17 protein-coding genes and 1 riboswitch are annotated in these 21053 nt (G+C 51.5%); of the genes, 10 read left to right on the top strand and 7 right to left on the bottom strand.

Going from position 1 to position 21053, the window contains the following annotated elements; genetic code table 11:
• Positions 1-265 precede the first annotated feature (265 nt).
• The 8 genes from secE to rpoC all read left to right on the top strand — a co-directional run bounded on the left by secE (position 266) and on the right by rpoC (position 12450).
• Positions 266-649, top strand: a complete 384-nt coding sequence (gene secE / locus ACM615_RS19115) for a preprotein translocase subunit SecE (RefSeq protein ID WP_034794996.1) — start codon at positions 266-268, stop codon at positions 647-649.
• Positions 650-1195 (top strand): transcription termination/antitermination protein NusG, encoded by a 546-nt coding sequence (nusG, locus tag ACM615_RS19120; RefSeq protein WP_009639145.1) that lies wholly within the window; start codon positions 650-652, stop codon positions 1193-1195.
• Between the two features lie 178 nt (positions 1196-1373).
• Complete coding sequence (rplK, locus tag ACM615_RS19125) at positions 1374-1802, top strand: 50S ribosomal protein L11 (protein ID WP_013577413.1); 429 nt, start codon at positions 1374-1376, stop codon at positions 1800-1802.
• Positions 1803-1805: 3 nt separating this feature from the next.
• Positions 1806-2510, top strand: a complete 705-nt coding sequence (gene rplA / locus ACM615_RS19130; protein ID WP_112288544.1) for a 50S ribosomal protein L1 — start codon at positions 1806-1808, stop codon at positions 2508-2510.
• Between the two features lie 337 nt (positions 2511-2847).
• A complete protein-coding gene (rplJ, locus tag ACM615_RS19135) occupies positions 2848-3345 on the top strand; it encodes a 50S ribosomal protein L10 (protein WP_112288545.1) in 498 nt (165 codons plus the stop codon).
• A gap of 66 nt (positions 3346-3411) precedes the next feature.
• Positions 3412-3777: a 50S ribosomal protein L7/L12 gene (gene rplL, locus ACM615_RS19140; RefSeq protein ID WP_013577410.1), complete on the top strand. Its 366-nt coding sequence runs from the start codon at positions 3412-3414 to the stop codon at positions 3775-3777.
• Between the two features lie 332 nt (positions 3778-4109).
• On the top strand, positions 4110-8138 hold the full coding sequence (gene rpoB, locus ACM615_RS19145) for a DNA-directed RNA polymerase subunit beta (protein ID WP_095924285.1): 4029 nt from the start codon (positions 4110-4112) through the stop codon (positions 8136-8138).
• Positions 8139-8229: 91 nt separating this feature from the next.
• Entirely contained in the window at positions 8230-12450 is a 4221-nt protein-coding gene (gene rpoC / locus ACM615_RS19150) for a DNA-directed RNA polymerase subunit beta' (RefSeq protein ID WP_095924286.1), read from the top strand.
• A 231-nt stretch (positions 12451-12681) separates the two neighbouring features.
• On the opposite strand, the gene thiH is transcribed toward rpoC, so the two are convergent.
• The 7 genes from thiH to rsd form a co-directional block, all read right to left on the bottom strand.
• On the bottom strand, positions 12682-13860 hold the full coding sequence (thiH, locus tag ACM615_RS19155) for a 2-iminoacetate synthase ThiH (protein ID WP_431012354.1): 1179 nt from the start codon (positions 13858-13860) through the stop codon (positions 12682-12684).
• Complete coding sequence (locus ACM615_RS19160; RefSeq protein ID WP_113878336.1) at positions 13857-14636, bottom strand: thiazole synthase; 780 nt, start codon at positions 14634-14636, stop codon at positions 13857-13859. Before ACM615_RS19160 ends, thiH begins: the two co-directional genes overlap by 4 nt.
• A 1-nt stretch (position 14637) precedes the next feature.
• Entirely contained in the window at positions 14638-14838 is a 201-nt protein-coding gene (thiS, locus tag ACM615_RS19165; RefSeq protein ID WP_113878335.1) for a sulfur carrier protein ThiS, read from the bottom strand.
• A complete protein-coding gene (locus ACM615_RS19170; protein WP_129637632.1) occupies positions 14835-15584 on the bottom strand; it encodes a HesA/MoeB/ThiF family protein in 750 nt (249 codons plus the stop codon). Before ACM615_RS19170 ends, thiS begins: the two co-directional genes overlap by 4 nt.
• The gene (gene thiE / locus ACM615_RS19175) at positions 15577-16230 is read right to left on the bottom strand and encodes a thiamine phosphate synthase (protein ID WP_112288550.1); all 654 of its coding nucleotides are present in this window, start codon (positions 16228-16230) and stop codon (positions 15577-15579) included. Before thiE ends, ACM615_RS19170 begins: the two co-directional genes overlap by 8 nt.
• Positions 16227-18179: a phosphomethylpyrimidine synthase ThiC gene (gene thiC / locus ACM615_RS19180; RefSeq protein WP_431012355.1), complete on the bottom strand. Its 1953-nt coding sequence runs from the start codon at positions 18177-18179 to the stop codon at positions 16227-16229. Before thiC ends, thiE begins: the two co-directional genes overlap by 4 nt.
• A gap of 122 nt (positions 18180-18301) precedes the next feature.
• A riboswitch (TPP riboswitch) is annotated at positions 18302-18428 on the bottom strand.
• 85 nt (positions 18429-18513) lie between these two features.
• Positions 18514-19029, bottom strand: a complete 516-nt coding sequence (gene rsd / locus ACM615_RS19185; protein ID WP_112288552.1) for a sigma D regulator — start codon at positions 19027-19029, stop codon at positions 18514-18516.
• Positions 19030-19127: 98 nt separating this feature from the next.
• Between rsd and nudC the strand changes: the two genes are divergently transcribed.
• Positions 19128-19913: an NAD(+) diphosphatase gene (gene nudC, locus ACM615_RS19190; RefSeq protein WP_112288553.1), complete on the top strand. Its 786-nt coding sequence runs from the start codon at positions 19128-19130 to the stop codon at positions 19911-19913.
• A gap of 71 nt (positions 19914-19984) precedes the next feature.
• Positions 19985-21049 (top strand): uroporphyrinogen decarboxylase, encoded by a 1065-nt coding sequence (gene hemE / locus ACM615_RS19195; RefSeq protein ID WP_112288554.1) that lies wholly within the window; start codon positions 19985-19987, stop codon positions 21047-21049.
• Positions 21050-21053: the final 4 nt, after the last annotated feature.

The raw sequence follows: 21053 nt of genomic DNA on the forward strand, positions 1-21053 counted from the left end.
GTTATCGCTTAATCGCTGATAGTTTTTTGTCACTATTCGTTGACGCAATACACACTAAAAGGGCATCATTCGATGCCCTTTTTTCTACGCTGTGGCGCTAGAACCTATCTCATCAGCGATTTTTACGTCATAATCACTGGTGAGATAGGCTCTGAGATATAGCGTAAAACACCGAATTGCGCTCAAGTAGAGCATCGATCGGTTTGGTTTGCCTCGCAATGCGAGGCAAAGTTGTTTGTTCTGAATCATTGTGACGGGTTGGTTTATGAGTGCGAATACCGAGGCTCAAGGGAGCGGGCGCGGCCTGGAAGCGGTAAAGTGGCTGGTTGTTGCCGTTTTGTTGGTTGTAGCTATTGTCGGTAACTATTATTACCGTGCATACAGCCTGCCGTTACGCGCGTTAGCCGTAGTTGTTATTATCGCAATTGCAGGCGCAGTGGCATTACTGACCACTAAAGGCAAAGCGACAGTCGCGTTTGCTCGTGAAGCGCGTACTGAAGTACGTAAAGTCATTTGGCCAACGCGCCAGGAAACATTGCATACCACACTGATCGTTGCTGCGGTGACTGCCGTTATGTCTCTGATTCTGTGGGGGCTGGATGGTATTTTAGTCCGCCTGGTATCTTTCATTACTGGCTTGAGGTTCTAAATGTCTGAAGCACCTAAAAAACGTTGGTACGTCGTTCAGGCGTTTTCTGGCTTTGAAGGCCGCGTAGCGCAATCGCTGCGTGAGCACATCAAATTACATGACATGGAAGAACTGTTTGGTGAAGTCATGGTTCCAACTGAAGAAGTGGTTGAGATCCGTGGTGGCCAGCGCCGTAAAAGTGAACGTAAATTCTTCCCGGGTTATGTGCTGGTACAGATGGTAATGAATGACGCCAGCTGGCACTTAGTTCGCAGCGTTCCTCGTGTGATGGGCTTCATTGGCGGAACGTCAGATCGTCCTGCACCAATCAGCGATAAAGAAGTTGATGCGATCATGAATCGCCTGCAACAAGTGGGTGATAAGCCACGTCCTAAAACATTGTTTGAACCAGGTGAACTGGTACGTGTTAACGACGGTCCGTTTGCGGACTTCAATGGTGTGGTTGAAGAAGTTGATTACGAAAAAAGCCGCCTGAAAGTGTCTGTATCCATCTTTGGCCGTGCAACACCGGTTGAACTGGACTTCGGTCAGGTTGAAAAAGGCTAACAGCAGCTTTCTAAATATTCGTTAGAACAGATGTTGTACAAGGCGCGAAATTGAACTATAATTTCGCGCCTTTTGTTTTTATGTGCAGCCTCTGCACGTGAAACGTAAAGAACCAAGTTCTGCAAATAACGGGGAGCCTCTTCAAACAGGCGATATCACCCAAACGAGGATATTTACCATGGCCAAGAAAGTACAAGCCTACGTTAAGCTGCAAGTTGCAGCCGGTATGGCAAACCCAAGTCCGCCAGTTGGTCCAGCTCTGGGTCAGCAAGGCGTGAACATCATGGAATTCTGTAAGGCGTTCAATGCTAAGACTGATAGCATGGAAAAAGGCCTGCCAATTCCTGTTGTTATTACTGTTTATTCTGACCGTTCTTTCACCTTTGTTACCAAAACCCCTCCTGCAGCAGTACTGCTGAAGAAAGCGGCTGGTATCAAGTCTGGTTCCGGCAAGCCGAACAAAGACAAAGTGGGTAAAGTAACGAGTGCTCAGGTTCGTGAAATCGCAGAAACCAAAGCTGCGGACATGACTGGTTCTGACGTTGAAGCGATGACTCGCTCCATCGAAGGTACTGCTCGTTCCATGGGCCTGGTAGTGGAGGATTAATAAATGGCTAAGCTGACCAAGCGCATGCGCGTGATCCGTGACAAAGTTGATGCTACTAAACAGTATGACATCACCGAAGCCGTTGCTCTGCTCAAAGAGCTGGCCACTGCTAAATTCGTAGAAAGCGTTGACGTTGCTGTTAACCTCGGCATCGACGCTCGTAAATCTGATCAAAACGTTCGCGGCGCAACCGTACTGCCACACGGCACCGGTCGTTCTGTTCGCGTTGCCGTCTTCACCCAAGGTGCAAACGCTGAAGCTGCTAAAGCTGCAGGCGCTGAGCTGGTAGGTATGGAAGATCTGGCTGACATGATCAAGAAAGGCGAAATGAACTTCGACGTTGTTATCGCATCTCCAGATGCAATGCGCGTTGTTGGCCAATTAGGTCAGGTTCTGGGCCCACGTGGTCTGATGCCTAACCCGAAAGTTGGTACTGTAACCCCTAACGTTGCTGAAGCGGTTAAGAATGCTAAAGCTGGTCAGGTTCGTTACCGTAACGACAAAAACGGCATCATCCATACCACTATCGGTAAGGTTGATTTCGAATCCGACAAGCTGAAAGAAAACCTGGAAGCTCTGTTGGTCGCTCTGAAAAAAGCGAAGCCTTCTCAGGCTAAAGGCGTTTTCATCAAGAAAGTAAGCCTGTCCACTACCATGGGCGCTGGTCTTGCTGTTGATCAAAGCGGCCTGAGCGCAACAGTTAACTAATTAACTGCTGACGTTTATCGCTTTACGCGGGCGGTAGATTTGTCTAGAATCTATGGCCCGTTGTTTCGTTAATGCGAAACCAAGATTTTTCGGTTGGAGTCTGGCCTATCCAGACCTCCGTCCAAGACCGCAGGTGTCTCGAAAGGGACTTAATCCTTCCTGCGTAGACGGTGACAGAGCCTGAAGAAAATATTTCTTTGTCTTTTTTATAAAGAATTAAGATTTGTCTTTGCTGGATTCTCTGCTCACCGTGTTTGAACGCTTGATATCGATTCTCGATAACAAGTGATGTGAGTTCCGGGGATTTTCCCCGGCCAAATCCAGGAGCAAAAAGCTAATGGCATTAAATCTTCAAGACAAACAAGCGATTGTTGCTGAAGTCATCGAAGTAGCCAAAGGCGCGCTGTCTGCGGTTGTTGCGGATTCTCGTGGCGTCACTGTAGATAAAATGACTGAACTGCGTAAAGCAGGTCGTGAAGCTGGCGTTTACATGCGTGTTGTTCGCAACACCTTGATGCGTCGCGTCGTAGAAGGTACTCAGTTTGAGTGCCTGAAAGACACGTTTGTCGGTCCAACCTTGATTGCATTCTCTGCTGAACACCCAGGCGCTGCTGCCCGTCTGTTCAAAGATTTCGCTAAAGCGAATGCAAAATTTGAGGTTAAAGCTGCGGCCTTTGAAGGTGAGTTTATTCCTGCGGCTCAAATCGACCGCTTGGCAACTCTGCCTACTTACGAAGAAGCAATCGCACGCCTGATGGCAACCATGAAAGAAGCCTCTGCAGGCAAACTGGTTCGCACTCTGGCTGCTGTACGCGATCAGAAAGAAGCTGCTTAATCAGCCTTTTCTATCTCGTTCATTTGCTTACGTATACACTATTTCTGAATTCTAGGAACACTTGAAATGTCAATCACTAAAGAACAAATCATTGAAGGCGTTGCAGCTCTGTCTGTAATGGAAATCGTTGAACTGATCTCCGCTATGGAAGAAAAATTCGGCGTTTCAGCTGCTGCTGCTGTTGCAGGTCCTGCTGCTGCTGCTGAAGCTGTTGAAGAAAAAACTGAGTTCGACGTTGTTCTGGCTGCTGTTGGCGCGAACAAAGTTGCAGTTATCAAAGCTGTTCGTACCGCAACTGGCCTGGGTCTGAAAGAAGCTAAAGACCTGGTTGAGTCTGCTCCAGCAGCTCTGAAAGAAGGCATCAGCAAAGACGACGCTGAAGCTCTGAAAAAATCTCTGGAAGAAGCTGGTGCTTCTGTTGAAGTTAAGTAAGTTTAACTTCCCGGAGTGCAGTCTGTCCTAACAGACTGATGGCTGGTGACTTTTTAGTCACCAGCCTTTTTGCGCTATAGAGTGTCAGTGGTGTTTCACACTGTTTGAGCACTGAACTACTCTAATATCTCTTTCTATAGACGCCTTAATATATTGATGCCCCTTGCTGTAGCTCATCTACAGATAACGCACAACGAAATGATTTAAGAGTGGTAGAAAACAGATATTGCGGGAAGCGTTTCTGCTTTCCGATCGACATAAACGGTGTTGCATGAACTGTCCTTCTCAGGGCAGACAAGATTGGGTCACTGATCAGCGAGCTGAGGAACCCTATGGTTTACTCCTATACCGAGAAAAAACGCATTCGTAAGGATTTTGGTAAACGTCCACAAGTTTTGGACATTCCATATCTCCTTTCTATCCAGCTTGACTCGTTCCAGAAGTTTATCGAGCAAGATCCGGAAGGCCAGTACGGTCTGGAAGCTGCATTCCGTTCTGTATTCCCTATCAAGAGCTACAGCGGTAACTCTGAGCTGCAATACGTTAGCTACCGTCTTGGTGAGCCTGTATTCGACGTTAAAGAATGCCAGATCCGTGGTGTGACGTTCTCCGCGCCACTGCGCGTGAAACTGCGCCTGGTAATCTATGAACGTGAAGCACCAGAAGGTACGGTCAAAGACATCAAGGAACAAGAAGTCTATATGGGCGAAATTCCGCTCATGACCGAAAATGGTACCTTCGTGATTAACGGTACTGAGAGGGTTATCGTATCTCAGCTGCACCGTAGTCCGGGCGTATTCTTCGACAGCGATAAGGGTAAAACCCACTCATCGGGTAAAGTGCTTTATAACGCACGTATCATCCCTTACCGCGGTTCATGGTTAGATTTCGAGTTTGACCCGAAAGATAACCTGTTTGTGCGTATTGACCGTCGCCGTAAATTGCCTGCGACCATCATTCTGCGTGCATTAAATTACACGACTGAACAGATCCTTGACCTGTTCTTTGACAAGGTGACTTACCAGATCCGCGACAACAAGTTGCAGATGGAACTGGTACCTGAGCGCCTGCGCGGTGAAACAGCTTCCTTTGATATCGAAGCTGACGGCAAAGTCTATGTAGAAAAAGGCCGCCGCATCACTGCCCGCCATATTCGTCAGCTTGAAAAAGACGAAATTCAGCGCATCGAAGTTCCTGTTGAGTACATCGCAGGGAAAGTGGTCTCTAAAGACTACATCGACACCAATACCGGTGAGCTGATCGTCCCGGCTAACATGGAATTGTCTCTGGATCTGCTGGCTAAACTGAGCCAGTCCGGTCACAAAACCATTGAAACGCTGTTCACCAACGACCTCGATCATGGCGCGTACATGTCCGAGACCATTCGCGTCGACCCAACCAGCGATCGCCTGAGCGCACTGGTTGAAATCTACCGAATGATGCGTCCTGGTGAGCCACCAACGCGTGAAGCGGCCGAAAGCCTGTTTGAGAACCTGTTCTTCTCTGAAGATCGCTACGACCTGTCTGCTGTTGGTCGTATGAAGTTCAACCGTTCTCTGCTGCGTGATGAAATCGAAGGTTCAGGTATCCTGAGCAAAGACGACATCATTCAGGTAATGAAAAAGCTGATCGGCATTCGTAACGGCCAGGGCGAAGTGGATGATATCGACCACTTGGGCAACCGTCGTATTCGTTCCGTCGGCGAAATGGCTGAAAACCAGTTCCGTGTAGGTCTGGTTCGTGTTGAGCGTGCTGTTAAGGAGCGTTTGTCTCTGGGCGACCTCGACACACTGATGCCTCAGGATATGATCAACGCTAAGCCGATTTCGGCTGCGGTGAAAGAATTCTTCGGCTCAAGCCAGCTGTCACAATTTATGGACCAGAACAACCCGTTGTCTGAGATCACGCACAAGCGTCGTATCTCTGCATTGGGCCCGGGCGGTTTGACCCGTGAACGTGCTGGCTTTGAAGTTCGAGACGTACACCCGACTCACTACGGTCGCGTATGTCCAATCGAAACGCCAGAAGGTCCAAACATCGGTCTGATCAACTCCTTGTCTGTGTATGCACAGACCAATGAGTACGGTTTCCTGGAAACCCCTTACCGTCGCGTGCGTGATGGTCTGGTGACTGATGAAATCAACTATCTGTCTGCAATTGAAGAAGGTAACTTCGTAATCGCTCAGGCGAACTCCAACCTGGACGAAGAAGGGCGCTTCATTGAAGACCTGGTCACTTGTCGTAGCAAAGGCGAATCAAGCCTGTTTAGCCGCGATCAGGTTGACTACATGGACGTTTCCACCCAACAGGTTGTATCCGTTGGTGCTTCACTGATTCCATTCCTGGAACACGATGACGCCAACCGTGCATTGATGGGTGCGAACATGCAACGTCAGGCAGTTCCGACCCTGCGCGCTGATAAGCCGCTGGTAGGTACTGGTATGGAACGTGCTGTAGCGGTTGACTCCGGTGTTACTGCCGTAGCTAAACGTGGCGGTATTGTTCAGTACGTGGATGCATCCCGTATCGTTATTCGTGTTAACGAAGAAGAGATGTACCCGGGCGAAGCAGGTATCGACATTTATAACCTGACCAAATACACCCGTTCTAACCAGAACACCTGCATCAATCAGATGCCGTGTGTGAATCTGGGCGAGCCAATCGAGCGCGGCGACGTGCTGGCAGATGGTCCGTCAACAGATCTGGGCGAACTGGCACTGGGTCAGAACATGCGTGTCGCGTTCATGCCTTGGAACGGTTACAACTTCGAAGACTCCATCTTAGTCTCCGAACGTGTTGTGCAGGAAGACCGCTTCACGACCATCCATATCCAGGAACTGGCATGTGTGTCCCGTGACACCAAGTTAGGGCCTGAAGAGATCACCGCTGACATCCCTAACGTGGGTGAAGCTGCGCTCTCTAAACTGGATGAGTCCGGTATCGTTTATATCGGTGCTGAAGTGACCGGTGGTGACATTCTGGTTGGTAAGGTGACACCTAAAGGTGAAACCCAGCTGACGCCAGAAGAGAAACTGCTGCGTGCGATCTTCGGTGAGAAAGCGTCTGACGTTAAAGACTCTTCTCTGCGTGTACCAAACGGCGTTTCCGGTACGGTTATCGACGTGCAAGTCTTCACCCGCGATGGCGTGGAAAAAGACAAGCGTGCGTTGGAAATCGAAGAGATGCAGCTGAAGCAGGCTAAGAAAGACCTGACTGAAGAGCTGCAGATTCTGGAAGCGGGTCTGTTTGCGCGTATCCAGTCTGCGCTGGTTGCTGGCGGTGTTGAAGCTGACAAACTTGGCAAATTGCCTCGCGATCGTTGGTTAGAACTGTCACTGACTGACGAAGACAAACAGAATCAGTTGGAACAGCTTGCTGAACAGTACGACGAACTGAAATCCGAGTTTGAGAAAAAACTCGAAGCTAAGCGTCGTAAAATCACTCAGGGCGATGATCTGGCACCAGGTGTGCTGAAAATCGTTAAAGTGTATTTGGCCGTTAAACGTCAAATCCAGCCTGGTGACAAGATGGCAGGCCGCCACGGTAACAAAGGTGTTATCTCCAAGATCAACCCGATCGAAGATATGCCTTACGATGAAAACGGGACTCCTGTTGATATCGTACTGAACCCGCTGGGCGTTCCATCACGTATGAACATTGGTCAGATTTTGGAAACCCACCTGGGTATGGCCGCGAAAGGTATTGGTGAAAAAATCAATGCCATGCTGAAGAAACAAGAAGAAGTTTCTAAGCTGCGCGAGTTCATCCAGCGTGCCTATGATCTGGGCGACGACGTTTGTCAGAAAGTTGATCTGACCACCTTCACCGATGACGAAGTATTGCGTCTGGCTGAGAACCTGAAAAAAGGTATGCCGATCGCAACACCAGTCTTCGACGGTGCGAAAGAGTCAGAGATCAAGCAACTGCTTGAAATGGGCGGAATCCCAACCTCTGGCCAGATCACACTGTTTGACGGCCGTACCGGCGAGCAATTCGAGCGTCAGGTTACTGTCGGCTACATGTACATGCTGAAACTGAACCACCTTGTTGACGATAAGATGCACGCGCGTTCTACCGGTTCTTACAGCCTTGTTACTCAGCAGCCGCTGGGTGGTAAAGCTCAGTTCGGTGGTCAGCGCTTCGGTGAGATGGAAGTGTGGGCACTGGAAGCATACGGTGCCGCTTATACCCTGCAGGAAATGCTGACTGTTAAGTCCGATGACGTGAACGGCCGTACTAAGATGTATAAAAACATCGTAGATGGCGATCATCGTATGGAACCAGGCATGCCGGAATCCTTCAACGTACTGTTGAAAGAAATCCGTTCTCTGGGTATCAACATCGAGCTGGAAGACGAGTAAGTACTCGAATTCGCACTGATCACAGGGGCACCTGCCTGTTAATCAATACAGACCAGGTGCCTAACAGGTCTAACCCGACGGGAGCCAATCCGTGAAAGACTTACTAAAGTTTCTGAAAGCGCAAACTAAGACCGAAGAGTTTGATGCGATCAAAATTGCTCTGGCATCGCCAGACATGATCCGTTCTTGGTCTTTTGGTGAAGTTAAGAAGCCAGAAACCATTAACTACCGTACGTTCAAACCAGAACGTGACGGCCTTTTCTGTGCCCGTATCTTCGGACCAGTAAAAGACTACGAATGCCTGTGCGGTAAGTACAAGCGTTTAAAACATCGCGGCGTGATCTGCGAGAAGTGCGGCGTTGAAGTGACCCAGACTAAAGTACGCCGTGAGCGTATGGGCCACATCGAACTGGCTTCCCCGACTGCACACATCTGGTTCCTGAAATCGCTGCCATCGCGCATCGGTTTGCTGCTGGATATGCCACTGCGTGATATCGAACGTGTTCTGTACTTCGAATCCTATGTGGTTATCGAAGGCGGCATGACTAACCTCGAAAAACGCCAGATCCTGACTGAAGAGCAGTATCTGGATGCGTTGGAAGAGTTTGGTGATGAGTTCGACGCGAAGATGGGTGCGGAAGCAATTCAGGCTCTGTTGAAAAACATGGACCTGGAAGCAGAGTGCGAGCAACTGCGTGAAGAGTTGAACGAAACCAACTCCGAAACCAAACGTAAGAAGCTGACCAAGCGTATCAAGCTGCTGGAAGCGTTCGTTCAGTCTGGTAACAAACCAGAGTGGATGATCCTGACCGTGTTGCCGGTACTGCCACCAGACTTGCGTCCATTGGTTCCGTTGGACGGCGGCCGTTTCGCAACGTCGGATCTGAACGATCTGTATCGTCGCGTTATCAACCGTAACAACCGTCTGAAACGCCTGCTGGATCTGGCTGCGCCAGACATCATCGTACGTAACGAAAAACGTATGCTGCAAGAAGCGGTAGATGCTTTGCTGGATAACGGCCGTCGCGGTCGTGCAATCACCGGCTCTAACAAGCGTCCGCTGAAATCTCTGGCAGACATGATTAAAGGTAAACAGGGTCGTTTCCGTCAGAACTTGCTGGGTAAACGTGTCGACTACTCTGGTCGTTCCGTTATCACCGTAGGTCCATACCTGCGTCTGCACCAGTGTGGTCTGCCGAAGAAAATGGCACTGGAACTGTTCAAACCGTTCATTTACGGCAAGCTGGAACTGCGTGGCCTGGCCACCACCATCAAAGCCGCTAAAAAAATGGTTGAGCGCGAAGAAGCTGTCGTTTGGGATATCCTGGACGAAGTTATCCGCGAACACCCGGTACTGCTGAACCGTGCACCAACCCTGCACCGTTTGGGTATCCAGGCGTTTGAACCGGTTCTGATCGAAGGTAAAGCAATTCAGCTGCACCCGCTGGTTTGTGCGGCATATAACGCCGACTTCGATGGTGACCAGATGGCTGTTCACGTACCGTTGACGCTGGAAGCTCAGCTGGAAGCGCGTGCGTTGATGATGTCTACCAACAACATCCTGTCACCTGCGAACGGCGAGCCAATCATCGTTCCTTCTCAGGACGTTGTATTGGGTCTGTACTACATGACTCGTGACTGTGTTAACGCCAAAGGCGAAGGCATGGTTCTGACCGGTCCTAAAGAAGCTGAGCGTATTTACCGCGCCGGTTTGGCCTCTCTGCATGCGCGTGTCAAAGTGCGTATTACAGAAGAGATCAAAAATACCGAAGGCGAAGTTACGCACAAGACGTCGATTATCGACACGACTGTTGGTCGCGCCATCCTTTGGATGATCGTACCAAAAGGTCTGCCGTTCTCTATCGTGAACCAGCCTTTGGGCAAAAAAGCTATCTCCAAAATGCTGAACACTTGTTACCGCATTTTGGGCCTGAAGCCGACCGTTATTTTTGCTGACCAGATCATGTACACCGGTTTTGCTTACGCTGCCCGTTCAGGCGCGTCAGTAGGTATCGATGACATGGTAATCCCTGCGAAGAAAGCAGAGATCATCGAAGAAGCAGAAACCGAAGTTGCTGAAATCCAGGAACAGTTCCAGTCTGGTCTGGTAACTGCTGGCGAACGCTATAACAAAGTGATCGACATCTGGGCTGCGGCCAACGAACGTGTTGCTAAGGCAATGATGGAAAACTTGTCTGTTGAAGACGTCGTCAACCGTGACGGCGTTGTTGAACAGCAGGTTTCCTTCAACAGTATCTTTATGATGGCCGACTCCGGTGCGCGTGGTTCTGCTGCACAGATTCGTCAGCTGGCCGGTATGCGTGGCCTGATGGCGAAACCAGATGGTTCCATCATTGAAACGCCAATCACCGCGAACTTCCGTGAAGGTCTGAACGTACTTCAGTACTTCATCTCTACTCACGGTGCTCGTAAAGGCTTGGCGGATACCGCACTTAAAACGGCTAACTCCGGTTATCTGACCCGTCGTCTGGTTGACGTCGCGCAGGATCTGGTTGTGACCGAAGACGACTGTGGTACTCACGAAGGCATCATGATGACTCCGGTCATCGAAGGTGGCGACGTTAAAGAACCACTGCGCGAACGTGTTCTGGGTCGTGTAACTGCAGAAGATATCCTCAAGCCGGGTACGGCGGATATTCTGGTTCCACGTAACACCCTGCTTCACGAGAAGACGTGTGATCTGTTAGAAGAGAACTCAGTCGACAGCGTGAAAGTACGTTCAGTCGTAAGTTGCGAAACCGACTTTGGTGTGTGTGCAAACTGCTACGGTCGCGACCTGGCACGTGGTCACATCATCAACAAAGGTGAAGCGATCGGTGTTATTGCAGCACAGTCCATCGGTGAGCCGGGTACCCAGCTGACGATGCGTACGTTCCACATCGGTGGTGCGGCATCTCGTGCGGCAGCGGAATCCAGCATCCAGGTTAAGAACACTGGTACCATTAAACTGAGCAACCATAAGCACGTTAGCAACTCTAACGGCAAACTGGTCATCACTTCCCGTAACACTGAGCTGAAATTGATCGACGAATTCGGTCGTACCAAAGAAAGCTATAAAGTGCCTTACGGTTCCGTGATGGGCAAAGGCGATGGCGCATCAGTTAACGGCGGCGAAACCGTTGCTAACTGGGATCCGCACACAATGCCAGTTATCAGTGAAGTGAGTGGTTTCATTCGCTTTGCCGATATGGTGGATACTCAGACCATCACACGCCAGACCGACGACCTGACCGGTTTGTCTTCTCTGGTGGTTCTGGACTCTGCAGAGCGTACCGGTAGCGGTAAAGACCTGCGTCCGGCACTGAAAATCGTTGACGCTAAAGGCGACGACGTATTGATCCCAGGTACTGATATGCCTGCTCAATACTTCCTGCCAGGTAAAGCGATTGTTCAGCTGGAAGATGGTACTCAGATCCACTCTGGTGACACCCTGGCGCGTATTCCTCAGGAATCCGGCGGTACCAAGGACATCACCGGTGGTCTGCCACGCGTTGCTGACCTGTTCGAAGCACGTCGTCCGAAAGAGCCTGCAATCCTTGCTGAAATCAGTGGGATCATCTCCTTCGGTAAAGAAACCAAAGGCAAACGTCGTCTGGTAATTTCTCCGTTGGATGGCAGCGATGCTTACGAAGAAATGATCCCTAAATGGCGTCAGCTGAACGTGTTCGAAGGCGAAGTTGTGGAACGTGGTGACGTCGTATCCGACGGCCCAGAGTCTCCGCATGACATCTTGCGTTTACGTGGTGTTCACGCGGTTACCCGCTACATCACCAACGAAGTGCAGGAAGTTTACCGTCTGCAAGGCGTTAAGATTAACGATAAGCACATCGAAGTTATCGTTCGTCAGATGTTGCGTAAAGGCACCATCGTTAGCGCTGGTGGCACTGACTTCCTGGAAGGCGAGCAGGCAGAAATGTCTCGCGTTAAAATCGCTAACCGTAAGCTGGAAGCTGAAGGCAAAATCACGGCAACATTTAGCCGTGACCTGCTCGGTATCACCAAAGCCTCTTTGGCGACCGAATCCTTCATCTCTGCTGCGTCGTTCCAGGAAACCACGCGCGTTCTTACCGAAGCGGCTGTTGCCGGTAAACGTGATGAACTGCGTGGCCTGAAAGAGAACGTTATCGTTGGCCGTCTGATCCCAGCCGGTACCGGTTACGCTTATCACCAGGATCGTGCACGCCGTAAAGCTCAGGGCGAAGTGCCAGTTGTACCGCAAGTCAGCGCGGATGAAGCAACGGCTAACCTGGCTGAATTGCTGAACGCAGGTTTCGGTAACAGCGACGATTAATCGTCTTCTGTCGAAACGCATAAAACCGCTCCTTCGGGAGCGGTTTTTTTTTGCCTGAAATCTGGGAATTGATAACGCTAAGAAAGAGGAGCCGAAACAGGGAACTGGACGACAACCTGTTCCGGCTATTTGGAAGCAGCGCCGGGATGAGTGGCGCCGGCCATCTGCGAATGTGCAGCGGCAAAAGCACAGTAATGCCCCCAGCCTGTTGGTGCGAGGGGCAAAATCATTTCATGGAATCTGCATTCCTGAGAGTTTACCGGTTTGCCATCCGCCGACATTTTCCTGCGAGACACGCCCCAAAAAACTGTCCCAGTCTTTCCACACCGGCTGAAGCCCGGCTTGCGTTAATGCTTGCGCAACGCGTTGTGGCGATCGGTTATCGTGCGGAGCAAATTGCTCAAGTTCCGGATGATCGTCAGCATAGCCGCCGGGCTGTGTTTTAGATCCGGCACTGACGGTGTTGATCGCCAGCGGAATGACGTGATCGCGGAAATAAGGTGATTCGCGTGTAGACAGTGAAAGCTCGACATCCGGTGCCAGCATTCTGAAAGCGCATATCAGCTGAACAAGCTGATTTTCTTCCAGCAATGACGCCGGTTCTATTCCACCGGCGCAAGGACGCAATCTCGGAAACGCCACCGAATAACGGCTTTGCCAGTAAGTTTGTTGCAGATACAGCAAATGCTCGGCCACCATATAACTGTCAGTCCGCCAGTTTCCTGAAAGTCCGAACAGTGCACCCAGCCCGATTTTATCAATTCCCGCTCGCCCGAGCCGGTCTGGTGTTTCCAGTCGCCAGAAGAAATCCTGTTTCTGGCCTCGCAGATGATGTAATGCATACGTCGGCGCGTGATAGGTTTCCTGATAAACCAGCACGCCATCCAGTCCCAGCGTTTTCAGCTCAGCATATTCTTCCTGTTGCAGCGGCTGAACTTCAATCATCAGCGAATCAAAATGGTTTCTGATCGCCGCGAAGTGAAGGCGAAAATAGTCCATGCCAACTTTCCCTTTGTGTTCGCCGGTGACCAGCAACAGATGTTTGAAGCCCAGCGCATTCAGCGCTTCGCATTCCCGCCCGATTTCATCCTTATCCAGCGTTTTACGTTTGATTTTATTGCTCATAGAAAAGCCGCAATAAGTACATTCGTTGGCGCAAAGATTGGATAAATACAGCGGTACGAAGAAATTCACCGTGTTGCCGAAGCGCTGGCGCGTAAGTTGTTGAGCCCGCTGCGCCATGGGTTCCAGATAAGGCAGCGCCGCCGGAGAAATTAACGCCATAAAATCCTCACGGTCGATTTTATTCCGGCTGAGCGCCCGTTCGACGTCACGTGTTGTTTTACTGTTGATACGCAGGGAAAGGTCATCCCAGTTCAGCGTTGACCAGACATCCGTAAAGCTGCTCATGACGTCGCCTGTGAGGTATTGAGAAAACCGGTCAGCGGGCTGGATGCACTGGCGTGTCGCTGTCTGCCGCCTAAACCACTTTGTCGGGCGATTACTCCAGCCTCTACTGCCAGCCGGAATGCGGTTGCCATCGCGACCGGATCGCCCGCGACGGCAATCGCGGTATTGACCAGTACGGCATCGGCACCCAGTTCCAGTGCTTCTGCGGCCTGGCTCGGTGCGCCAATACCGGCATCCACTATCACCGGAATACGCGCCTGTTCGATGATAATTTGCAGAAACTCGCGGGTTTGCAGCCCCTGGTTTGAACCGATCGGCGCACCCAGCGGCATGACCGCTGCGCAACCCGCTTCCTCCAGACGCTTACACAGCACCGGATCCGCGCTGCAATACGGCAGAACCACGAAGCCTTGTTTCACCAGAATCTCTGCGGCTTTCAACGTTTCAACGGCATCAGGCAGCAGATATTTTACATCCGGGTGAATTTCGAGTTTCACCCAGTTTGTTCCCAGCGCTTCTCTTGCCAGTTGCGCGGCAAACACCGCTTCTTCCGCCGTTTTGGCGCCTGAGGTATTCGGCAACAAACGTACACCTAGCTGTTGCAGGGGAGACAAAATGTCGTCTCCGCCGCGACGCAGATCGACACGTTTCATCGCCATGGTCACCAGCTGAGAGCCGGATGCTTCGAGAGCTCGTTGCATCAGCGCCGGACTGGCGAATTTTCCCGTACCTGTAAAAAGGTGCGATGTGAATGTGGTATCAGCAATTTTTAACATGTCAGCCTCCGGCTATCGCCTGAAAGAGCAAAATCTCATCACCATCTTCCAGCAAGTGAGCAGGCCAGTTATCACGGGGAATAATGACCTGATTAACTGCCAGCGCGCTGCCTGCAGGGTTTAACGCCAGTTCATCGAGCAGGGCAAGTAACGTGAGCGGTTGACTGAAGTGGTGAGATTCATCATTAACCAGAATGTTCACGCGTGGCCTCCGCAGACGGCACAGCTGGACGATCGCTTGAGTTGCAGCGAACGCCAGTTTTGTGTTTTTCCGTCGAACAGCCGCAGTTTGCCGCTCAGAACCGAAGGCAGACCCGCCAGAATTTTCAGTGCTTCGAGTGCCTGTAATGTGCCGATAGTGCCGACGACCGGTCCGAGTACGCCGGATGTGCGGCAGTTACGTTGCACGGTTTCCTGATCCGGATACAAACAGGCATAACAGCCGTGAGTGTAGGGCGCTTCAATCACCAGAAGCTGCCCACTGAATCCGACGGCACTGCCGCTGATTAACGTTTTACCGGCATCCACGCAGGCTTTATTGACCGCGTGTCGGGTTTCCATGTTGTCGCTGCAATCCAAAACGATATCAGCATCTGATATGGCACGGGTTAACGCTTCTCCCGACAGGCGCTCCGTGATCGCCACGGCTTCGCAAAGCGGATTCAGGCGCAGCAGCTCACGCTTTGCCAGAGCGGCTTTGGGCTGATCGAGATCCGCTGTGCGGTAGAGGATTTGCCGCTGAAGATTAGTGATGTGCAACTGATCGTCATCGGCCAGAATCAGCGTGCCGACGCCCGCAGCCGCCAGATACAGGGCTGCGGGAGAGCCGAGACCGCCAAGACCGACGATCAGCACTTTTGCCGCCTGTAACTTTTCCTGCGCCTGTGGGCCGAATTCTTCCAGCATCAGCTGGCGACTGTAACGCATAAATGCCGCGTCATTAAGCATCTTCCGGCACCTTGCTGGCGCATAAAGCCAGCAGTTCGGCGGTGGCGGCACGCCAGTCCGCTGCCTGTGTAATGGCGCTGACCACGGCAATGCTGCCGACGCCGCAATCGAGAACCGACGGCGCGCGTTCAATGCTGATCCCGCCGATAGCTACCGTCGGGAATCTTCCGTCGAGTTGCTTAATATGTCGGGAGAGTTCTTCCAGACCCTGCGGGGCTGACGGCATGTCCTTGGTCTGCGTCGGGAAGATATGTCCGAGTGCGATATATGAAGGATTCACGGCGACAGCGCGCGCCATCTCAGTATCGTCATGGGTGGAGACGCCCAGTCGTAAACCGGCCTGACGGATTGCCTCAAGATCGGCAGTATCCAGATCTTCCTGACCCAGATGCACGCCATAAGCCTGATGTTTTACCGCCAGACGCCAGTAATCGTTGATGAATAACCTCGCCTGATATTTTTTCCCTAGTGCGATGGCCTCGATAATTGCTGGCTCAACTTCTTCATCGGGTAAATCTTTTACACGCAGTTGCAGCGTTTTAACCCCTGCTTCCAGCAGGCGGGCGATCCATTCCACCGTATCAACGACCGGATATAAACCGAGGTGAAAAGGAACGGCAGGAAAGGGCTGAGCGGACTGATTCATTTGTTGATCTCCGTGGCAGGGTGATAAAGCTCGCTGCCGCGTGAACGGAATTCGGCCGACATTTGCGCCATGCCGGATGCAACGAGTTCTATTGGCTGGGCTTTGGCTTCCAGCGCGGCGGCGTAATCGCGAACTTCCTGAGTGATTTTCATTGAGCAGAATTTCGGGCCGCACATCGAGCAGAAGTGAGCAACTTTGCCGGATTCCTGCGGCAGCGTTTCATCGTGGTAAGCACGCGCAGTGGCCGGATCCAGAGCCAGATTGAACTGGTCTTCCCAGCGGAATTCAAAACGCGCTTTGGACATGGCGTTATCGCGGATTTGCGCACCCGGATGACCTTTGGCCAAATCGGCGGCATGTGCTGCGATTTTGTAGGTAATCAAACCCTGCTTAACGTCTTCTTTGTTCGGCAGGCCGAGATGCTCTTTTGGCGTGACATAACACAGCATGGCGCAGCCAAACCATCCAATCATCGCCGCACCAATACCGGAGGTGAAGTGGTCGTAACCCGGCGCGATATCGGTGGTCAGCGGGCCGAGGGTATAGAACGGCGCTTCGTGACAGTGCTCGAGTTCTTCGGTCATATTGCGGCGGATCATCTGCATCGGCACATGCCCGGGACCTTCGATCATCACCTGCACATCGTATTCCCAGGCAATTTTGGTCAGTTCGCCCAGCGTGCGTAATTCAGCGAATTGTGCTTCGTCATTGGCATCCTGAATTGAGCCCGGACGTAAGCCGTCGCCCAATGAAAGGGAGACATCGTAGGCAGCGCAGATTTCGCAAATTTCACGAAAATGCTCGAACAGGAAGCTTTCGCGATGATGTGAAAGACACCATTTCGCCATGATTGAACCACCACGCGACACAATGCCGGTCAGACGTTTGGCCGTCATCGGTACGTAACGCAGCAAGACACCGGCATGAATGGTGAAGTAATCGACGCCTTGCTCGGCCTGTTCCAGCAAGGTATCGCGGAACATGTCCCAGTTCAGGTCTTCGGCCACGCCGTTCACTTTTTCCAGCGCCTGATAAATCGGCACCGTGCCGATCGGCACCGGGCTGTTGCGCAGGATCCATTCGCGGGTTTCATGAATATAACGGCCGGTGGAGAGATCCATCACGGTGTCCGCGCCCCAGCGCGTTGACCACACCAGCTTCTCGACTTCTTCTTCTATGGATGATGTCACCGCTGAGTTGCCGATATTAGCGTTCACTTTCACCAGGAAATTACGCCCGATGATCATCGGCTCTGATTCAGGATGGTTGATGTTGGCAGGAATAATCGCACGCCCGGCGGCGACTTCCTGACGCACAAACTCTGCGGTGATATTGGCAGGCAAATGCGCGCCAAAGCTTTCACCGGGGTGTTGCTGGCGCAAAATCTCGCCACGGATCCGCTCGCGGCCCATGTTTTCGCGAATGGCGATGAACTCCATTTCCGGGGTAATCGTGCCTTTGCGTGCGTAATGCAGCTGCGTAACATTTTTGCCAGGCATGGCTTTTCGCGGACGCGGCAGATGTTCGAAGCGCAGATGATCCAGCCCTTCGTCCGCCAGCCGTTGCTGGGTAAAGCCGGAGCTGACCTGTGGGAGTTCCTCCGTGTCCGCACGCTCTTTTATCCAGCGGGCACGTAATTTTTCCAGACCGGTATGCACGTCGATAACTGCCGACGGATCCCCGTAAGATCCGGCGGTGTCATAAACAGGGATGGCTTCGTTTTCTTCGAACTGCGGATTATCTTTGCCACCGCCGACCAGTGTCGGGCTGAGTTGGATTTCACGCATCGGCACGCGAATATCTTTGCGGTCACCTTCAAGATAAATACGGCGGGAGTTGGGGAAGGCTTCGCCCTGCAGACTGTCGATAAACGACTGAGCCTGCGCGCGTTGTTCACGGCGATTAGACGCTTTCTTTTCGGAAATAACGGGTTTCTGTGTACTCGACATAGCAAATTCCTCGCAAAAAAACGTGATGGAAAATTGCTTGTCTGGAGGTTTACGGCAGGAGTAAAAATGGGCGGTGCAGCTCAGGCGGCCTGATGCAGGCGAATGCCAGAGTGAGCTGAACGCATAACATTACTCTTGTTCCCTTCGCGGGTACTAACCCGATCAGGTTCCGCGGATCCCGAATTAACGGTCTCAGCCTGGCGTAATCTTCGCGAGAAAATTATGCGCTAGGCACTCCGACAAGAAGCCTCAATATAGGAGGCGTTTTTTGAAACTACAACTAAAACTACAATTAAAACTACAAACAGGTGCAGAGTTTTAATGTGACAAAGCGTTAAGCCGGTCTGGCGAGATGTTCTTCATTTGCAGGTGGTTTTTCTTCATGATTGCTGCGGTCAAATGCCAGAATAATCAATTGATCTTCCAGCTGAAAACGCGCATCCAACGCTTCACCTACATCGGATAATGCATAATGAAATGCGAAAGCATTGTCATCATCAATATCATTTTCAGTGTAACTATCATGGAAAGCCATGATAGCTTCAGTGTTCAGCTCCAGTGCAGGGTATATTTTCGCAGCCTGCAATTTTATCGGACTGTTCGCACCTTCGACTTCATCAATGATCCGCTGATACAGATGGAAATGACCGGCTGAAAGATAGTCCACCAGGTTATGGCAAAAGTTATCCAGCGCTTTTTCGTTGAGAGGGGTATGTTTTTCTTTATTGGGTTTCAGGCCGACCAAAGTGCAGTACGAAACCAGCAGCTCTTTGCGCGCGTGCAGCCATTGATCCACTAACTCATTACTGCCACCAACGCGTTGGGTCAGTCTTTCCAGACGATTTAGCATGGTTGACTCCGTGAGCGATAAAAAAGTAACTAAAAGTTACTAATATGTGAATATCTTACTCAGATTGTCAGTCCCGACGAGGTTATGCAACAACAATTATGGAATTACAGATTACTGAGCAACATAACGGCTGGTGGGTTATCAGCCAGGAAGGCAAGCTGTGGCTGCCTGAGGGCGAACTGCCGTTTGGCAGCGCCGCACAATATTCTCTGACCGGTAAAACGGCGCGTCAGATTGGCGAATGGCAGGGTGAACCTGTCTGGCTGGTCCGTCAGACAATGCCAAATCATATGGTTTCCGCCCGTCAGCTGCTGGATCAAGATCGCGGATTATTCCAGCTGGTCGGGCGCGGTGTGCAGCTGTCAGAGTTTTATCGTTCTCATAAGTTCTGCGGATACTGCGGGCATGAAATGCACGTCAGTAAGACCGAGTGGGCCGCACTTTGCGGGAATTGTCGCGAACGCTATTACCCGCAGATTGCACCCTGCATCATTGTAGCAATCCGCAAAGGTGATGAGATTTTGCTGGCGCAGCACGTCCGTCATCGTAATGGCATTCACACGGTTCTGGCTGGATTTGTTGAAGTCGGTGAAACACTGGAAGAAACCGTGGCTCGCGAGGTCATGGAAGAAAGTAATATCCGCGTGAAGAATGTCCGTTACGTCAGTTCCCAACCGTGGCCGTTCCCCAATTCGCTGATGATGGCATTTATGGCGGATTACGACAGCGGCGATATTAAACACGACCCGAAAGAGCTGCTTAACGCTGACTGGTACCGCTTTGACCAGCTGCCACAGCTGCCACCGCCTGGCACGATTGCCCGTCGTCTGATTGAAGACACAGTTGCGCAGTGCCGCGCAGAAAGCGAAGACGACGAGGTCTAGCGTCAGTTTTGCGTGATAGAATGCCGTCATATGATTGTCGTGCGGCCCGAATATTGAAGGAAAGAGCAAGAATGAATGAGTTGAAAAACGACCGTTACCTGCGTGCTTTGTTACGTCAGCCAGTGGACATTACACCGGTGTGGATGATGCGTCAGGCTGGCCGTTATTTGCCGGAGTACAAAGAAACCCGCGCTGAAGCCGGCGATTTTATGTCGCTGTGTAAGAATGCCGAACTGGCTTGTGAGGTGACTTTACAGCCGCTTCGTCGCTATCCGCTGGATGCAGCGATCCTGTTCTCCGACATCCTGACCATTCCTGATGCGATGGGGCTGGGGCTGTATTTCGAAGCCGGTGAAGGCCCGCGTTTTTCTTCGCCACTGACCAATCGTGCTGATGTCGAAAAGCTGCCGGTTCCGGATCCTGAAATGGAGCTGGGCTATGTGATGAACGCCGTGCGTACCATCCGTAAAAACCTGAAAGGTGAAGTGCCGCTTATTGGTTTCTCCGGTAGCCCGTGGACTCTGGCGACGTATATGATTGAAGGCGGTAGCAGCAAAGCCTTTACCAAAATCAAAAAAATGATGTACGCCGATCCGTCTACCTTGCACCTGTTGCTGGATAAAGTGGCCGACAGCGTCATTCTTTACCTTAATGCTCAGATTAAAGCGGGCGCGCAGTCGGTGATGATTTTTGACACCTGGGGCGGCGTACTGACACCTCGCGATTACCGCGAGTTCTCCCTTAACTACATGCACAAAATCGTCGATGGCCTGATCCGTGAAAACGAAGGCCGCCGTGTGCCGGTGACCTTGTTTACCAAAGGCGGAGGCCAGTGGCTGGAAGCGATGGCGGCAACGGGTTGTGACGCGCTGGGTCTGGACTGGACCACCGATATTGCTGAAGCGCGCCGTCGGGTTGGCGACAAAGTGGCGATTCAGGGCAACATGGATCCTTCCATGCTTTACGCCTCACCGGTGCGGATTGAGCAGGAAGTGGAAACCATTCTGGCTGGTTTCGGCAAAGGTAATGGCCATGTGTTTAATCTTGGCCACGGTATCCACCAGGACGTTCCGCCAGAAAATGCCGGCGCTTTTGTGGAAGCGGTACACAGCTTGTCCCGCCAGTATCACGAGTAACATG

It is taken from the genome of Rahnella sp. PAMC25617 (genome assembly GCF_050606005.1).
Taxonomy (GTDB): domain Bacteria; phylum Pseudomonadota; class Gammaproteobacteria; order Enterobacterales; family Enterobacteriaceae; genus Rahnella; species Rahnella variigena.